This window comes from Dietzia cinnamea NBRC 102147 (genome assembly GCF_001571065.1).
GTDB classification, from domain to species: domain Bacteria; phylum Actinomycetota; class Actinomycetes; order Mycobacteriales; family Mycobacteriaceae; genus Dietzia; species Dietzia cinnamea.
This window is the reverse complement of the sequence record NZ_BCSW01000027.1, coordinates 1-17,159: the sequence shown is the minus strand read 5'-3', so window position 1 is coordinate 17,159 and position 17,159 is coordinate 1. Positions and strand designations below refer to the sequence as shown.

Sequence of the window (17,159 nt, the reverse complement as noted above, 5' to 3'; positions counted from 1 at the left end):
GGGTCAGCCCACCGATCCTTCCATCTGCAGTTCGATCAGGCGGTTGAGCTCGAGCGCGTATTCCATGGGGAGCTCCTTGGCGATCGGCTCGACGAAGCCGCGCACGATCATGGCCATCGCCTCTTCCTCGGCCAGGCCGCGGCTCATGAGGTAGAACAGCTGGTCCTGGCTCACCTTGGAGACCGTGGCCTCGTGCCCCAGCGTGACGTCGTCCTCGCGGATGTCGATGTAGGGGTAGGTGTCGGACCGGCTGATGTTGTCCACGAGCAGGGCGTCGCACTCGACGTTGGACTTGGAGCCCTTGGCGCCGGGGTTGATCTGGATCAGCCCGCGGTACGCCGAGCGTCCGCCGCCACGCGCCACCGACTTGGAGACGATGTTCGACGAGGTGTTGGGCGCCAGGTGGAGCATCTTGGAGCCGGTGTCCTGGTGCTGGCCCTCGCCGGCGAACGCGACCGACAGCACCTCGCCCTTGGCGTGCTCACCGGTCAGCCACACGGCCGGGTACTTCATGGTCACCTTGGAACCGATGTTGCCGTCGATCCACTCCATGGTCGCGCCCTCTTCGGCGCGGGCCCGCTTGGTGACGAGGTTGTAGACGTTGTTCGACCAGTTCTGGATGGTCGTGTAGCGGCAGCGGCCGCCCTTCTTGACGATGATCTCGACCACCGCGGAGTGCAGGGAGTCCGACTTGTAGATCGGCGCCGTGCAGCCCTCGACGTAGTGGACGTAGGCGTCCTCGTCGACGATGATGAGCGTCCGCTCGAACTGCCCCATGTTCTCCGTGTTGATGCGGAAGTAGGCCTGGAGCGGGATGTCCACGTGCACGCCCTTGGGGACATAGATGAACGAGCCGCCGGACCACACCGCCGTGTTGAGGGCGGAGAACTTGTTGTCCCCGGAGGGGATGACCGAGCCGAAGTACTCCTCGAAGAACTCCGGGTGCTCCTTGAGCGCGGTGTCGGTGTCCATGAAGATGACACCCTGGCTCTCCAAGTCCTCCCGGATCTGGTGGTAGACCACCTCGGACTCGTACTGCGCGGCCACGCCGGCCACGAGCCGCTGCTTCTCGGCCTCGGGGATGCCGAGCTTGTCGTAGGTGTTCTTGATGTCCTCTGGCAGGTCCTCCCAGCTGGTGGCCTGCTTCTCCGTGGAGCGGACGAAGTACTTGATGTTGTCGAAGTCGATCCCGGACAGGTCCGATCCCCACTTGGGCATCGGCTTCTTGTCGAAGATCTTCAGAGCCTTGAGACGCTTGTCGAGCATCCACTCGGACTCGTTCTTCTTGGCGGAGATGTCGCGCACGACCGCCTCGGACAGGCCTCGCTGCGCGGCGGCACCGGCATCGTCCGAGTCGTGCCAGCCGTAGTTGTACTGGCCGATGGAGGCGATCCGCTCCTCATCGGTGGTCGGCTCGGTGACGTCGGCCGTCACCTGATCGGGGGTGATGGTCATCGCACTGTCCTTTCGGCGGTCGGTGCCGACGCGGATGCGCCGGCCGGTGCGGGGATCGTGGCCGCGAGATCCTCCGCGGTCACGGTCCCGGTCGGGATGTTCGTGGTGCAGGCGCAGTTGCCGCCCGCGATGGTCGCGAGTCGCTGGACGTGGGTGCCCACGATTTCGGACACCACCTCCTGCTCGGCCTCGCAGAGTTCGGGGAACCGGGAGGCGACGTTCCACACCGGGCAGTGGTGCTGGCAGATCTGCAACCCCCTGCCGGCGTCCTCTACGGACGACGCGTACCCCGCCTCGGACAGGGCCACGGCGATGTCGGTCGCCGCGCGCTCGACGTCATGGGGACCCTCGGCCGGCCGGACGTGTCCGATCACCGAGCGCACCCGCTCACGGGCGAACTCCGTGACCGCGGCCGATCCGCCGATGCGCCGCAGGGCCGTCAGCGCCTCGACCGCCAGGTGATCGTACCCGTGGCGGGCGGTGCTCCGACCGGTGGCCGTGACCTGGAACGCCCGGGCCGGGCGTCCGCGGGTGCCCGCCGGCCGCGTGCGGGTGGCCTCGACCTCGCCGGCCTCGACCAGGTGGTCCAGGTGGCGTCGGACACCGGCGGCGGTGAGCCCCAGTTCCTGTCCGATCTCGGCCGCGGTCAGCGCTCCGCGTTCCAGTAGGAGTTCCCGGATCGTCGAGCGGGTGTCGGGGCGCGTACTGCTGTCTACCGCGTGCTGCACGCTCATACGCCACTCCCTTCCGGATATGCTCTGTGCGCCCGGGCGGGGCGCACCTCCTGATATTACGCAACACTTTCGTTTCGGAAATATTCCCCCACCCCCGGGCGCGCCCCGCGGGGGCCGGACATGCTGACGGCGGAGGTGGAGGAGGGACGAGACCATGCGACGCGACGTCCCGGTGCGTGGTGCCGGCTCGGTCACCTCCCGGCTGCACACGCAGGAGCGCTTCACGGGCTCCCCGCCGTCCGCGGAGATGGCACGACTGTGGCGCATCCGGCGTATCGGCACCACGGCGTCCGTCGCGATGGCGGTCGGCGCGCTCGGCGCGGGCGCGCTGCCGGTGCTGCAGAACCCGATCGCCGGTGAGCGCCTGTTCGGGCTCTGGCTCCGCCTCCAGCAGTCGTCGATGACGGTGGTCATGGCCGGGATGGTCGTGGTGACGCTCTGCTGGCTGCTCCTCGCCCCGTACGTGCTGGGGCGCGATCGCCGGGGCCGGATGAGCGGGCGGATCGACCGGGCGACGCTCGACAGGGTGATCGCCTCGTGGGCGCTCCCGCTGGCGCTCGCTCCCCCGATGTTCAGCAAGGACGTGTACAGCTACCTCGCCCAGGGCGCCATCGGCAACGCACTGGACGACCCCTACGAGCGCGGACCGGTCTCAGCGCTCGGGGCCGGACACGCGCTCACGATCAACGTCCCCGACATCTGGCGCGACACGCCCAACCAGTACGGGCCGCTCTACCTCGGCGTCCAGAAGGCCATCCACTCGCTCACCGGGGACGACGTGGTGGCGGGCACCGTCCTGCACCGCGTCGTCGCCGTGATCGGGATCCTCATGCTCGGCTGGGCGGTGCCGCGCCTGGCGGAATACTGCGGCGTCTCGGACGTGGCCGCGCTGTGGCTGGCGGTCGCCAATCCCCTGGTGCTGTTCCACCTGGTCTCGGGGATCCACTCCGAGTCCCTCATGATGGGACTCCTGGCGGTCGGCCTGGTCCTGTCCCTCCGGGCCGTGGAATCCGTCGCCCCCCCGAGTCGGTCGATCCCGCTCTTCGTCCTGGGCACCGTGCTGATCACCGGGTCGGCGCTGGTCAAGCTGCCGACCATCGTCGCGCTGGGGTTCGTCGGAATGGCGTTGGCCCGCCGCTGGGGCGGGGACTGGCGGGCGACGGTCCGCGCGGCCGCCGTGATGCTGCTGATCTCCGGGCTCACGACCGCCGTCGCGATGGCCGTCACGTCGTCGGGCTTCGGCTGGGTCACCAAACTCGGGGCCGCCACGTCACTGCGGAGCTGGTTGTCCCCGCCGACCGCGCTCGGCGTGCTGGTCGGCGGGATCGGTCAGTACCTCGGGCTCGGCGACCACACCGCCCAGATCCTCGTGATGGTCCAGACCGCGGCCCTGGTCGTCGCCGGCGCCTTCACCGTGCGCATGCTCTTCGCGGTGCAGTCGGGCCGCATCGACCCGGTCGGCGGGCTCGGGGTCTCCATGGCCGCGATCGTGCTGTGCTTCCCCGTCGTGCACCCGTGGTACATCCTGTGGGCGCTCGTCCCGCTCGCGGCGTGGGCGTCCCGCTGGGAGTTCCGCGTACCCGTGGTCGCGGTCAGCGCGGTGCTCGCGTGCTTCACCCTGCCCCCCGGTGCGGGCCTGCCGCCGTTCGTCACCGTCCAGGCGTGGGCGGCGACGGTGGTGATCGTCGCGACCCTGCTGATCGCCCTCTTCCGGTGGCCGGGGCTGTTGCGGTACCGCTAGCCGGACGGGCCTACAATCGGCATCCGTGACCTCATCGACGGACTCCCCCGCACTGCACGTCGAGGGACTCGTCAAGAGGTTCGGCGCGACCACCGCCGTCGCGGGTCTGGACCTGCGGCTCGACCGTGGTCGGGTGATGGCGCTGCTCGGGCCGAACGGCGCCGGTAAGACCACCACCGTGGAGATCTGCGAGGGGTTCGTGCGCCCCGACGCCGGAACGGTCCGCGTCCTGGGACTGGACCCGGTGACCGACCGCCAGCGGGTGCGCAGCCGCATCGGGATGATGCTGCAGGGCGGCGGCGCCTACCCGGCCGCGCGTGTCGGCGAGATGCTCCGCCTTGTGGCCTCCTACTACGCCGACCCCCTCGACCCGGACTGGCTCCTGGGCGAGCTCGGCCTCAGTGACCACGTGAGGACCCCCTACCGCCGTCTCTCCGGCGGGCAGCAGCAGCGACTGTCCCTCGCGATCGCGGTGATCGGACGGCCGGAGCTGGTGTTCCTCGACGAACCCACCGCCGGCCTCGACGCCCAGTCACGACGGGCGGTGTGGGACCTCGTTCGCGCGCTGCGTCGTGACGGCGCGGCCGTCTTGCTCACCACCCACCTCATGGACGAGGCCGCGTCGCTCGCCGACGAGGTGGTGATCGTCGACCACGGGCGGCGCGTCGCCTCCGGCAGTCCGGCGGAGCTCGAACGCGCCGGGGCGGCCGAGGGGGTCACCCTCGTCGTCGACGGCGAGGTGTCCCCGTCCCTGCTCGCGGACGTCCTCGGCGACGAGCACACCGTCGCCGCGGGGACCGCCGCCGGCGTGCTCGAGGTCCACGGGCCCGTCTCCCCCGCCCTCATGACAGCGATGTGCGCCGCGCTCGAGCGGTCCGGCGTGCAGCTCACCTCCCTGGCCACCCGCACCAGGAGCCTCGAGGAGGTCTTCCTCGACCTGACCGGACGGGAACTGCGATGACCCACGCCCCCGAAAGCGGAAACCGCTTCGCCCCCGGCACGTTCGCCCGGCCGTCCGCCCCGGCGTCCGTCGCCCGGATGACCGCGGCGCAGACCCGCATGGAACTGGCACTGTTCCTGCGCAACGGCGAGCAACTGTTGGTCGCGCTCGTCATCCCGGTCGCGATCCTGTTCGCCCTCACCGCCGTCGAGTTCGGCGCCGTGCCCGAGCCGCGGATCGACTACGCGATCACCGCGGTGTTGACCATCTCCGTCATGGGGACCGCGTTCACCGGGCAGGCGATCGCCGTCGGCTTCGATCGGCGCTACGGCGCACTCAAACGCCTGGGTGGGACCCCGCTGCCGCCGGCCGTCATCATCGCGGGCAAGATGCTCGCGACCCTGGCGCTGGTGGCCGGGCAGGCCGTAATCCTCGGAGCCATCGCGGCCGTACTCGGATGGCGTCCCGACCCCGCCGGACTCGCACTCGGTGGCGTGGCGGTCGCCCTCGGCTCGGTCGCGTTCTCCTCGATGGGGCTGCTCCTCGGGGGCACCCTGCGCGCGGAGATCGTCCTCGCGCTGGCCAACCTCATCTGGTTCGTCCTCATCGGTGGGGCCGGACTCGCGATCGGGGTGGTTGATCTCCCCACCGTGGCCCACGACCTCCTCGTCGTCGTACCCTCCTACGCGTTGACCACCGCACTGGTCACCGCGACCGGCGGCGGGGTACCCGCACTGGCCGCGCTGTCCCTGGCACTGTGGACCGCCGTCTGCGGCGGGTTTGCCGTGCGTCACTTCTCGTTCACCTGATAGCAGAGACCGGCGGCGCGCGGCCTAGAATCGGGGCCGTGACCTCGACATCGCACGCCCCGACCGCCGGAGCCCCGGCCGCGCCAGCGTCGAAGGGATCCGGCGGTCCGCTCTCCCGGCTGCCGATGCCGTCCCTGCGGGTCCAGAAGGGCATCGCCCTGGCCAACGTGATCGCCCAGATCGGCATCATGACCACCGGCGTCACCGTCCGCGTGACCGCCTCCGGACTCGGGTGCGAGACCTGGCCACGCTGTAACCAGGACAGCTTCGTCCCCGTGCCCGGCGCCGGGCCCGCCATCCACCAGGCGATCGAGTTCGGCAACCGACTGCTCACGTTCGTCCTGGTGGCCGTGGCCACGGCCCTGATCCTGGCGGTCTTCCGGGCGGGGCGACGCACCGAGCTGAAGATGCTCGCCCTCGCCATGCCGCTGGGCATCGTCGCGCAGGCAATAATCGGAGGCATCACCGTGCTCGCCGGCCTCGTGTGGTGGACCGTCGCGCTGCACCTCCTGCCGTCCATGCTCCTGGCCTGGGTGGCGGCGGTACTGTACGTCCGGATCGGAGAGGACGACACCGCCCCGCCGAAGCGTGTGGTGCCCCGGCCGCTCGCCTGGCTCACGGCCCTGTCGGCGGTGCTGCTCGCCGGCGTCCTCGCGACAGGGACCATGGTCACCGGTGCCGGCCCCCACGCCGGCGATGCCCGCATCGAGGCCGCCGACCGCCTACAGCTGCCCATCCAGTGGCTCGTGCACTTCCACGCCGAGCTGATGATCGGCTACGTCTGCCTGCTCATCGGCCTGCTCGCCGGACTCGTCGCGTTACGGACCGAGGGGCCCGCGATCCGGCGGTGCGCGATCCTGATCGGGCTCATCGCCGCGCAGGCGGTCATCGGCATCACCCAGTACCAGCTCGGTGTCCCGGAAATCCTCGTCGTGGCACACGTGACCCTGGCCGGCGCGATCACCGCCGGCACCGGCGCCTTGTGGGCCGCAGGGGTCATCCGCGACCGGATCCCCGCGTCCGCCGTGCGTTGACCGACGACCCCGGTGTGGGCGTCCGCCGACGCCCGCGCCAGCGCCGCGAAACATCCTGGAACGCCGGAATCCGCTACCCCTCTCCCGGATCCGCTACCCCTGTGCGGGTAGCGGATCCGTGGGTGGAGTAGCGGATTCCCGCGTTCCGGCGCCAGGCCCCGGGGGCACGCACCTGCGCCGGGCCCTTGGGCGGGTCCGGCGCCCGGGCGGTCAGACCAGAGCGCCCGATCCCGCCATGCGCTTCCAGTGCCCCGCCGGGACATCGGTGCGCGACACGAGCTCGCGGGTCCAGTCCGAGCCGCTGAGGCCGGAGATGCCGTCGCGGACGGACTCGGCCTCGGACAGCGAGTCCACCATCGTGTCCCCGAGGACGCCGTCGGCACCCACGAGGGTGATACGGACGCCGCGGCGACCGACCGGCTGGAGGACGACGTCCGCCGACCCGCCGTGGCGGGCGAGGAACTTCTCCACGAACTTGGCCGTCTTGGCCGGAGGCGTCGGACCCGCGGGAACCGGCGCGGCCTCGATCTTCTCGGCCGGTGCCTTCTCGGCTTTCTCCGCCGGCTCGTCCGCCGGGGGCACAGCAGCGGGCTGCGACGCGGCGGGGGCGTCGGCCGGGCGATCGGCGGCCGACGGTGCGTCGGTCTCCTTCGCGTCAGCGGTGAGCTCCGCGGTCTGCTTCGCGGCGGCCGCGCCGCCACCGAGCGTGAGGCCACCGGACGTGCCGCCTCCGGGGGCCTTCGCCTTGGACCCGCCGCCGAGCGTGAGACCGCCGGACGCGCCGCCGCCCGGTGCCTTCGCGCCGGAGCCGCCACCCAGGGTGAGACCGCCGGACTTCTTCTCGGCCGGCGAAGCGGTGCCGGAGGTCTTCTCCTCCGCGACGGGCGCAGCGGTGCCGGCAACTCCCGCCGCGGCAGCCGCGGCGCCGCCCCCGAGCACGACCTTGGCGGCCGAACCGCCGCCGGGGGCCTTGGCCTTGGAGCCGCCACCGAGCTTGAGGCCGCCACCGGACGCGGGAGCGACGGTCGCCGGCTTCGGCGAGGCCGGCGCCGCGTCCTCGGCCTCTGGCGCCGATTCGGTGGGAGTTGGCTCGGACGCGGAGGACGCCGGGGCGGAACCGCCGCCGAGCTCCGTGATGCGCGAGCCGTGCAGGGTCGACGCACCTCCCCCCGGGGCGCGCGGGGCGCGACGGCCGAGCGAGATTCCGCCGCCCGCACCGCCCGCACCGCCGGCTGCGGCGGGAGCTGGGGCCGGCTTCTCCGGGGTCCCGGCCTCCGCTGCCGGCTCCCCCGCCTCCGGTGTGTCCTGGGCGATGGAAGCCTGCTCGTCCACGCCGGCCCCGGACGGCTCGGCCTGTGCGGCCGCGGGAACCGCCGTCGTCTCCTCAGCCGCCGTCGACGACTCTGTGGGTTCGGACGCCGTATCGGATCCCGTCGTGGTGATCTCGGACCGGCCGGTGGCCCGGACTCGCGGCCCCCCGGCGTACTGGGAAAGGATCTGCAGGCTCATGGGGCGTAGCCTATCGTCTCCCCCGCTGCGGATCGGTCGGCACTCCCGCGTTGCCCCGAACCGGTGACGGCGCTCCGGCTGCGCCGGGCCGCGCCCTACCGGATACTGGGCGCCATGCGTGCGATCCAGATCTCCCGACACGGCGGCCCCGAGGTGCTCACACCGGTGGAGGTCGACGAGCCGTCGCTCGGCCCGGGCGAGGTGCTCGTCCGTACCCGCGCCATCGGGGTCAATTTCATCGACACGTACTTTCGCGAGGGCGTCTACGCGCGGGAGTTGCCGTTCGTCCCGGGTAGCGAAGGCGTGGGGGTGATCGAGGCGGTCGGCGAGGGCACTCCCGACCTGGTCGCCGGTGACCGGGTGGCCTGGTGCCAGGTGCCCTCTTCCTACGCCCAGTACGTCGTCGCCCCCGCCGAGTCGGTGGTCACCGTGCCGGAGGGGATCGACGACGACGTGGCGGCCTCGATGCTGCTGCAGGGACTCACCGCGCACTACCTGATCACCGACACCCACCGGGCCTCGGCCGGCGATCACGTGCTAATCACCGCCGGGGCGGGCGGCGTCGGACAGCTCCTCATCCAGCTGGCGGTGGCCCACGGCTTCCGGGTGATCACGACGACCTCGACCGAGGAGAAGGCCGACCTCTGCCGCGACCTCGGGGCGCACCACGTGCTGCTCTACCCGGAGGCCACGCCGGAGAGGGTGCGTGAGTTGGCGGAGGGGGGCGTCGCCGCCGTTTTCGACGGCGTGGGTAGGGACACGTTCGACGACAGTCTGGCGGTCCTCGCACGGCGCGGCACGCTCGTGCTGTTCGGCGCCGCGAGCGGTCCGGTGCCCCCGGTTGATCCGCAGCGACTCAACGCGGCCGGATCGGTGTTCCTCACCCGCCCGACCCTCGCCGACTACATCGCGACGACGGAGGAGTTCCGCGGCCGGGCCGGCGAGGTCCTCGAAGGGGTCGTCGACGGCACACTGCGGCTGTCGGTGGGGGCGACGTTCGGCCTATCAGAGGCCGCGGAAGCGCACCGAGCCCTGCAGGAGCGGCGGACGACGGGTTCGGTGACACTCGACCCCGACCGCTGAGCGGGACCCGGTCAGGCCAGCGACAGGAGCTCCGCCACGGTCTGCAGTCCGAGCACCGCGTCGATGGACAGGGCCACGAACACCCCGGCGAGGTAGTTGTTCGACAAAATGAACAGCTTGAGCGGCTTCACCTCGACGCCGCGGCGCACGCCCGCCTCGAGGCGATGCGCCATGACGATGAACCACACGCCGAAGCCGATCGCGCCGGCCGCGTAGACCCAACCCGCCGCGGGGATGAGCGCGAACGTGCACAGCACGGTGACCCACGTGTAGATCGTGATGCGGCGGGTCACGCCCTCGGGACCCATGACCACGGGCAGCATCGGCACGCCGGCGGCTTTGTAGTCCTCCTTGTAACGCATCGCGAGGGCCCAGGTGTGCGGTGGCGTCCAGAAGAAGATGATGAGGAACAGCACGACCGCCTGCCACCAGTTATGGGGCTGTCCATCCGGCAGGTTGTCGGTGATGACCGCCCACGAGACGAAAACCGGCATGCAGCCCGCGGCGCCGCCCCAGACGACGTTCTGAGCGGTCCGCCGCTTGAGGATCATCGAGTACACGATCACGTAGAACAGGATCGTGATGAGGATGAAGAAGGCGGCGAGCCAGCTGTTGGCCAGGAGCCCCAGCCAGAGCATGCTCGCCACACCGAGCGTCAGGCCGAAGACCAGCGCGGCACGCGGGGTGATCGCGTGGCGGGCGAGCGGGCGGCGCTCGGTGCGCTTCATCACCTGGTCGATGTCGTAGTCGACGACCATGTTGAGCGAGTTCGCGCTCGCCGCGCCCATCCAACCGCCGACTAGGGTGAGCAGCACCAGGGAGAGGTGGATGTTCCCGCGATCCGCTTGCAGCAGGGCCGGGATAGCGGCGACGAGGAGCAACTCGATGACCCGCGGCTTGGTGAGGGCGATGTACGCCATCACCACGTCGACCACGCGGGCCCGCCCGCTCGCCGGAGCCGGCCGCCCCGTGGACTCTGGAGGGGAGACTGATGGCCCCCCACTCCGGGTCGGGGTGGAATCGTGCACCGGAACTCCTCGCAGCAGACGTCAACGCACTACCGAGCCGATACTACGTCCCCCCCGCGCGGTCCGCGAAAGAGCGGGGGCGGGGACGGTACGCCCCCCGCGGCCGTGACCACTAAGGTGGTTCACGACATACGCGCGGATCCGCGCCGCACCCTCAGACCCGGGAGAACCACAAGTGACCAGCGCGTCGGAGATCACCGAGCTCACCACCGCCCGCCACCCATCCGACTGGACCGAACTGGACTCCCGTGCAGTGGACACCGCACGCGTTCTCGCCGCCGAGGCCGTGCAGAATTGCGGCAGTGGTCACCCGGGCACCGCGATGAGCCTCGCCCCGCTGGCCTATACGCTCTACCAGCGCATCATGCGGCACGACCCGTCCGATCCGACGTGGGTGGGACGGGACCGCTTCATCCTGTCCTGCGGGCACACCTCACTCACCCAGTACATCCAGCTGTACCTCGCCGGGTTCGGCCTCGAACTCGAGGATCTCAAGGCGCTGCGTACGTGGGGCTCGAAGACCCCCGGCCATCCCGAGTGGCGGCACACCGACGGGGTGGAGATCACCACCGGCCCGCTCGGGCAGGGACTGGCCTCCGCGGTCGGTATGGCGATGGCGGCACGGTACGAGCGCGGGCTGTTCGACCCGGACACCCCCGCGGGCAAGAGCCCGTTCGACCACTTCATCTACGTGATCGCCTCCGACGGTGACATTCAGGAGGGCGTCACGGCCGAGGCGGCCTCGCTCGCGGGCACGCAGCAACTCGGTAACCTCATCGCGATCTACGACGACAACGAGATCTCGATCGAGGACGACACCCGAATCGCGTTCAACGAGGACGTCGCGGCCCGCTACGAGGCCTACGGGTGGCACGTCCAGACGGTGAACGGCGGCGAGGACGTGGCAGCGATCGAGGAGGCGATCGCCGACGCACGAGCCGTCACGGACAAGCCGTCGATCATCGTCCTCCGCACGATCATCGCCTACCCGGCGCCGAACGCGATGAACACCGGCGCGGCGCACGGTGCCGCGCTGGGCCAGGACGAGGTCGATGCCGTCAAGGAGGTCCTCGGGATGGGCGGCACCGAGCCGTTCACCGTCGAGGACGAGGTGATCGCCCACACCCGTGCGGCCCGCGACCGCGGCGCCCGCGTCCACGCGCAGTGGAGCGACATGTTCCACGCCTGGGCGGAAGCCAACCCGGAGCGCAAGGCGCTGTTCGACCGCCTCTACTCGGGCCAGCTCCCCGAGGGGTGGGACGCCGACCTGCCGACCTGGGAGGCCGACCCCAAGGGCGTCGCGACCCGTAAGGCCTCCGCCGAGGCCATCCAGGCCCTCGCGGCCACGCTCCCGGAACTGTGGGGCGGTTCCGCCGACCTCGCCGGATCCAACAACACCCCCATCAAGAACGCGGACTCCTTCGGCCCCACGTCGATCACCACCGACACGTGGACCGCCTCCCCCTACGGGCGGAACCTGCACTTCGGTGTCCGGGAGCACGCGATGGGCGCGATCCTCAACGGCATCGCACTCCACGGCCCCACCCGCCCGTACGGCGGGACGTTCCTCATCTTCAGCGAGTACATGCGCCCGGCCGTCCGGCTGGCCGCGCTCCAGGGCAGCAACGCCTACTACGTGTGGACCCACGACTCGATCGGTCTGGGCGAGGACGGCCCGACCCACCAGCCGGTCGAGCAGCTCGCGGCGCTGCGCGCGATCCCGGGGCTGGCGATCCTCCGTCCGGCCGACGCCAACGAGACCGCCGCCGCCTGGCGGGCGATGCTGAAGGCGCTCGACGGGCCCAAGGGGCTGTGTCTGACCCGGCAGAACGTGCCCGTGCTCGAGGGCACCGCGCAGCTCGCCCGTGAGGGTGTCGAGCGGGGCGGCTACGTCCTCGCCGAGGCGTCGACGGGTACCCCCGAGGTGATCCTCATCGGCACGGGGTCCGAGGTCCAGCTGGCCGTGGCCGCGCGGGAGACCCTCGAGGACGCGGGCGTGCCCACGCGGGTGGTCTCCATGCCCTGTGTCGAGTTCTTCGACCAGCAGGACGCCGAGTACCGCGAGTCGGTCCTCCCGTCTGCCGTGCGCGCCCGGGTCTCGGTCGAGGCCGGCATCGCGATGCCGTGGTACCGGTTCCTCGGGGACGCCGGCCGGGCCGTCTCGCTCGAGCACTTCGGCGCCTCCGCGCCCTACGAGACCCTGTTCACCGAATTCGGGATCACCGCCGACGCGGTGGTCTCCGCCGCCCGCGAGTCGCTCGCGGCCGCCCGAGGGGAGGCATCATGACCAACGCCAATCTCGCCGCTCTCAGTGCCGCCGGGGTCTCCGTGTGGCTCGACGACCTGTCCCGTCAGCTCCTCGCCTCCGGTGAGCTCGAGATGCGGATGGCGGAGTACTCCATCGTGGGTGTGACCACCAACCCTGCGATCTTCCAGTCGGCACTGGCGGACTCGTCGGCCTACGAGGGCGCCCTCGCCGAGGCGGTGCGGGCCGACCGCGAACTCGCCTCCGTGGTCCGCGCGCTCACCACCGCAGACGTCCGGGACGCCTGTGACCTGTTGGCGCCGACCTATCGGGCGACCGACGGCGTGGATGGCCGCGTCTCCCTCGAGGTCGACCCGGGCCTGGCACACGACACGGCGGAGACCGTCCAGCAGGCGGTCGAGCTGTCCGCCGCGGTCGACCGGCCCAACGTCATGATCAAGATCCCCGCCACCTCTGCGGGACTGCCGGCGATCACCGATGTCATCGGCAAGGGCATCGACGTCAACGTCACGCTGATCTTCTCGGCGGACCAATACCGGAAGGTCGCGGAGGCGTACCTCACCGGCCTAGAGCGGGCCGTGGCCGCCGGGCACGATCTGTCGTCGATCCACTCCGTGGCGTCGGTGTTCGTCTCCCGCCTGGACACCGAGATCGACTCTCGCCTCCCGGAGTCGTCAGAGCTGCGCGGCCAGGCCGGGCTCGCCAACGCCCGCCTGTGCCAGGAGGTCTACGACGAGGTATTCGACCCGGCCGGCCGATTCGGCGAGCTGGCGGACCGCGGCGCCCGGCCGCAGCGTCTGCTGTGGGCCTCCACGGGGGTCAAGGACCCGGCATACCCCGACACGCTGTACGTGACCGGGTTGGTGACTCGCGGGACCGTCAACACGATGCCCTTCGCCACCATGCAGGCGTTCGCCGACCACGGCGTGGTCGAGGGGGACACGGTCCGTGGGACCGCCGAGGCCTCCCGGGCCACGCTCGACGCGTTGCGCGCCGAGGGCATCGACCTGGACGAGGTCTTCGCGCTGCTCGAGCGCCAGGGCGTGGAGAAGTTCGTCACCGCCTGGGACGACCTGATGGACACGGTGAGGGCGCGGATCGACGAGATCCCGTCGGATTCGTGACCGGCCCCGACCGTCTGGACACGTCCGACGCCGAAAGTTCTACAGGGGCCACCGAGGGATGGGTCAACCCGCTCCGGGACCCCCGCGACCGGCGTCTGCCGCGGATCGCTGGGCCCTCCGGCCTCGTGATCTTCGGCGTCACCGGTGACCTGTCCAAGAAGAAGCTCATCCCGGCGATCTACGATCTCGCCAACCGGGGTCTGCTCCCGCCCGGGTTCTCGCTCATCGGGTTCGGTCGGCGTCAGTGGGCGCACGAGGAGTTCGCGGCGTTCGCCCGCGAACAGGCCCGCGAGCGCTGCCGGACACCGTTCCGTGAGGATGTATGGGAGCAACTCGCCGCGGGACTGAGGTTCGTGACCGGCACCTTCGACGACGACGAGGGATTCGACCGCCTCGCGGACCAGCTGGTCGCGCTCGAGGCGGAGCGGGGCACGGCTGGCAACTACGCGTTCTACCTGTCGATCCCCCCGGATGACTTCCCGACCGTGTGCCGGCACCTCGATCGCACCGGGTGCACGCGGGGCCCCGAGGGGTCCTGGCGCCGGGTGGTCATCGAGAAACCCTTCGGTCATGACCTCGCCAGTGCGTGCGAGCTCAACGCGGTCGTGGGGGCGGTGTTCCCCGAGGACTCGGTGTTCCGTATCGACCACTACCTCGGCAAGGAGACGGTCCAGAACATCCTGGCGTTGCGCTTTGCCAACCAGCTCTTCGAGCCGGTGTGGAACGCCAACCACGTGGACCACGTCCAGATCACGATGGCCGAGGACATCGGTCTCGGCGGGCGCGCCGGGTACTACGACGGTATCGGTGCCGCGCGCGACGTCATCCAGAACCACCTGATCCAGCTGATGGCGCTGGTGGCGATGGAGGAGCCGACCGATTTCTCCGCCGCCGCGCTGCGTGCGGAGAAGACCAAGGTCCTCGAGTCCACCTCGCTGGCGTTGCCGATCTCCGAGACCGCCGCGCGCGGTCAGTACGCCGGTGGCTGGCAGGGTTCCGAGCAGGTCGTCGGGCTGAAGGACGAAGAGGGCTACGACCCGTCCTCGGCGACCGAGACCTACGCGGCCATCACCCTGGAGGTCCACAACCGACGGTGGGCGGGCGTCCCGTTCTACCTGCGGACCGGTAAGCGCCTGGGGCGTCGTGTCACCGAGATCGCGGTCGTCTTCCGGCGCGCGCCGCACCTGCCCTTCGACGCAACGATGACGCAGGAGCTGGGACAGAACGCCCTGGTGATCCGCGTCCAGCCGGACGAGGGGGTCACCCTGCGGTTCGGGTCGAAGGTACCGGGGACCGCGATGGAGGTCCGCGACGTCAACATGGACTTCGCCTACGGCGAGGCGTTCACCGAATCCTCCCCCGAGGCGTACGAGCGCCTCATCCTCGACGTGCTGCTGGGCGAGCCGTCTCTCTTCCCGGTCTCGCGTGAGGTGGAGTTGAGCTGGCAACTGCTCGACCCGGTCCTGCGCGAGTGGAAGTCCGAGGGCCAACCGGAGCAGTACCAGGCGGGCACCTGGGGGCCCAGGGGCGCCGACGAGATCCTGGCCCGCAGCGGCCGCGCATGGAGGCGACCGTGATCATCGACCTACCCGACACCTCGACCCGCGCGATCGCCAAGAAGCTGGTGCAGATCCGCGAGGAGGCGGGCCTGAGCACGATCGGCCGCGTCCTCACGCTGATCGTCATCACCGACCACGTCCGTGGCAGCGAGTCGGCGATCGACGCGGCGAACGAGGCCAGCCGGGAGCACCCGTGCCGCGTCATCGTGGTGATCCGGGGGCGGCGCGCCGACGCCGATCGGCTGGACGGCCAGATCCGCGTCGGCGGCGACGCCGGCGCGGCGGAGGTCGTCGTGTTGCGCACGTCCGGCGCGATGGCGTCGCAGTCGGCGTCGCTCGTGACGCCGCTGCTGCTGCCCGACACCCCGCTCGCGGTGTGGTGGCCCCGCCACTCCCCGACGCTGCTGTCCGAGGACCGCGTGGGTCGGCTCGCCCGGCGCCGCATCGTCGATTCGGACGCCGAGGGGCATCCGACGGACGCCCTGGCCAAGCGAGCGGCCGGGTACTCCCCCGGTGACACCGATCTGGCGTGGGCGCGCATCACCCATTGGCGTTCGTTGCTGGCCGCAACCCTCGATCGACCCCCTTTCGAGCCGATCACGGGCGCCACCGTGTGCGGGCCGGAGCGTGCGGCGTCGGTCGATCTCGCCGGCGGGTGGCTAGCGTCCCGCCTCGGGATCGACGTCCTGCGGGCGGTCGGGCCCAGAATGGTCGTGTTGGAGCGGGCCTCCGGGTCCATCGTCGTCGAGCAGGTCAGCGCGACCTCCGCGGAGCTGCGCATCACCGGGCAGTCCCCCACGCGGGTCGCTCTCGTGGGTCGGAGTGTGGCCGACTGTCTGGCGGAGGAGTTGCGCCGCATGGACACTGATGGTGTGTACGCGGACGCGTTGGCCAACCACGATCGCGTCATCTACACCTCGGCGTCGGTTCGTTGAGCCGGGGCCGGAAGGCCGGCACCCGCGTCCGTTCCCACCCCACCACCACGACAGGAGCGTCGATGTCAGTCACCCGTCATCTCGTCCATGAGGATGCGCAGTCCCTCGCGGAGGCCGCCGCCCTCGCCGCGGCCGGTCACCTCAACGAGCGCGTTGCCGCGGCCGGCCGGGCGACGCTCTCCCTGACCGGTGGTTCGGTGGGCGTGAAGACGGCCGCCGCCCTCGCCGGAACCGAGGTCGACTGGAGCCGGGTCACGATCTTCCTCGGGGATGAGCGCTTCGTCCCGGCCGGTCATCCCGACCGCAACGACGGGCAGCTCGCCGAGGTGCTGTTCGATGCCGTCGGCGACCGGGCCACCATCCACCGCTGGCCGGCGCGGGGAGATGAGTTCGACGACGTCGACGCCGCCGCGGAGGCGTTCCTCACGGAGGTGGACCTGCCCGGTGCCGGTGGCGACGAGCCGTTGTTCGACGTGACGCTACTCGGGATGGGGCCGGAGGGGCACATCGACTCCCTGTTCCCGCACACTCCGGCGATCGCCGAGACCGACCGGCTGGCGGTGGGCGTCCGCGACTGTCCCAAGCCGCCGCCGGAGCGACTCACCTTCACGCTGCCGGCGGTGCGCCGGTCGCGGCACGTCATCGTCGTGGCCACCGGAGAGGGGAAGGCCGAGGCGGTCGCGAAGGGTCTGGGTGGTGCTGATCCGGCGGACTGGCCGGTCGCCGGGGCTGTCGGCACCGAGTCCACGACCTTCCACCTCGACGGGCCAGCCGCCTCGCTGGTGAGCTGACGCCGGCCCTGCGCCGCAGAGCCGGCCCGGCACTGCTCGTCGGCCCGGCGCCACGGAGTCGGCCCGGCGCCACAGAGCCGGCCCGGCGCCACGTCGGATCACCCGGTACGACGAAGCGGGGTGCGCGCCCTCCCTCATGGGAGAGCGCGCA

Annotated in this window: 14 protein-coding genes; 10 read left to right on the top strand and 4 right to left on the bottom strand. The window is 71.0% G+C overall.

What is annotated here, in order from left to right:
• Window positions 1–3 precede the first annotated feature (3 nt).
• Together sufB and DCI01S_RS10650 are read right to left on the bottom strand one after the other, a co-directional pair.
• Window positions 4–1,455 (bottom strand): Fe-S cluster assembly protein SufB, encoded by a 1,452-nt coding sequence (gene sufB, locus DCI01S_RS10655; protein WP_007626485.1) that lies wholly within the window; start codon window positions 1,453–1,455, stop codon window positions 4–6.
• Window positions 1,452–2,189 carry a helix-turn-helix transcriptional regulator gene (locus tag DCI01S_RS10650; RefSeq protein ID WP_061229199.1) on the bottom strand — a complete coding sequence of 246 codons (738 nt, stop codon included), beginning with the start codon at window positions 2,187–2,189 and terminating at the stop codon, window positions 1,452–1,454. Before DCI01S_RS10650 ends, sufB begins: the two co-directional genes overlap by 4 nt.
• A gap of 154 nt (window positions 2,190–2,343) precedes the next feature.
• On the opposite strand from DCI01S_RS10650, the gene mptB reads away from it, so the two are divergent.
• Genes mptB through DCI01S_RS10630 form a run of 4 tightly spaced genes read left to right on the top strand, consistent with a single transcriptional unit; the run spans window position 2,344 to window position 6,713 of the window.
• A complete protein-coding gene (gene mptB, locus DCI01S_RS10645) occupies window positions 2,344–3,930 on the top strand; it encodes a polyprenol phosphomannose-dependent alpha 1,6 mannosyltransferase MptB (RefSeq protein ID WP_061229198.1) in 1,587 nt (528 codons plus the stop codon).
• A gap of 25 nt (window positions 3,931–3,955) precedes the next feature.
• Window positions 3,956–4,891 (top strand): ABC transporter ATP-binding protein, encoded by a 936-nt coding sequence (locus DCI01S_RS10640; RefSeq protein WP_061229197.1) that lies wholly within the window; start codon window positions 3,956–3,958, stop codon window positions 4,889–4,891.
• Window positions 4,888–5,679 (top strand): ABC transporter permease, encoded by a 792-nt coding sequence (locus DCI01S_RS10635; RefSeq protein ID WP_061229196.1) that lies wholly within the window; start codon window positions 4,888–4,890, stop codon window positions 5,677–5,679. Before DCI01S_RS10640 ends, DCI01S_RS10635 begins: the two co-directional genes overlap by 4 nt.
• Before the next feature lie 38 nt (window positions 5,680–5,717).
• Complete coding sequence (locus tag DCI01S_RS10630; RefSeq protein ID WP_244881701.1) at window positions 5,718–6,713, top strand: COX15/CtaA family protein; 996 nt, start codon at window positions 5,718–5,720, stop codon at window positions 6,711–6,713.
• Window positions 6,714–6,923: 210 nt separating this feature from the next.
• On the opposite strand, the gene DCI01S_RS17870 is transcribed toward DCI01S_RS10630, so the two are convergent.
• Window positions 6,924–8,222 (bottom strand): hypothetical protein, encoded by a 1,299-nt coding sequence (locus DCI01S_RS17870; protein WP_061229194.1) that lies wholly within the window; start codon window positions 8,220–8,222, stop codon window positions 6,924–6,926.
• Window positions 8,223–8,336: 114 nt separating this feature from the next.
• Here DCI01S_RS17870 and DCI01S_RS10620 point away from each other — a divergent pair, with 114 nt between their 5' ends.
• Window positions 8,337–9,305: a quinone oxidoreductase family protein gene (locus DCI01S_RS10620; protein WP_061229216.1), complete on the top strand. Its 969-nt coding sequence runs from the start codon at window positions 8,337–8,339 to the stop codon at window positions 9,303–9,305.
• An 11-nt stretch (window positions 9,306–9,316) separates the two neighbouring features.
• Here the strand turns inward: DCI01S_RS10620 and DCI01S_RS10615 are convergent, their stop codons facing one another.
• Window positions 9,317–10,225, bottom strand: a complete 909-nt coding sequence (locus tag DCI01S_RS10615; RefSeq protein ID WP_061229215.1) for a heme o synthase — start codon at window positions 10,223–10,225, stop codon at window positions 9,317–9,319.
• A gap of 283 nt (window positions 10,226–10,508) precedes the next feature.
• Here DCI01S_RS10615 and tkt point away from each other — a divergent pair, with 283 nt between their 5' ends.
• The 5 genes from tkt to pgl all read left to right on the top strand — a co-directional run bounded on the left by tkt (window position 10,509) and on the right by pgl (window position 17,008).
• On the top strand, window positions 10,509–12,620 hold the full coding sequence (gene tkt, locus DCI01S_RS10610) for a transketolase (RefSeq protein WP_061229193.1): 2,112 nt from the start codon (window positions 10,509–10,511) through the stop codon (window positions 12,618–12,620).
• Window positions 12,617–13,723 carry a transaldolase gene (gene tal, locus DCI01S_RS10605; protein WP_061229192.1) on the top strand — a complete coding sequence of 369 codons (1,107 nt, stop codon included), beginning with the start codon at window positions 12,617–12,619 and terminating at the stop codon, window positions 13,721–13,723. The genes tkt and tal overlap by 4 nt, the downstream gene beginning before the upstream one ends.
• Window positions 13,720–15,300 carry a glucose-6-phosphate dehydrogenase gene (zwf, locus tag DCI01S_RS10600; RefSeq protein ID WP_375545176.1) on the top strand — a complete coding sequence of 527 codons (1,581 nt, stop codon included), beginning with the start codon at window positions 13,720–13,722 and terminating at the stop codon, window positions 15,298–15,300. The genes tal and zwf overlap by 4 nt, the downstream gene beginning before the upstream one ends.
• Window positions 15,297–16,217, top strand: coding sequence for a glucose-6-phosphate dehydrogenase assembly protein OpcA (locus tag DCI01S_RS10595; protein WP_311200786.1), 921 nt, complete (start codon window positions 15,297–15,299; stop codon window positions 16,215–16,217). The genes zwf and DCI01S_RS10595 overlap by 4 nt, the downstream gene beginning before the upstream one ends.
• Window positions 16,218–16,279: 62 nt before the next feature.
• A complete protein-coding gene (gene pgl / locus DCI01S_RS10590; protein ID WP_061229190.1) occupies window positions 16,280–17,008 on the top strand; it encodes a 6-phosphogluconolactonase in 729 nt (242 codons plus the stop codon).
• Window positions 17,009–17,159: the final 151 nt, after the last annotated feature.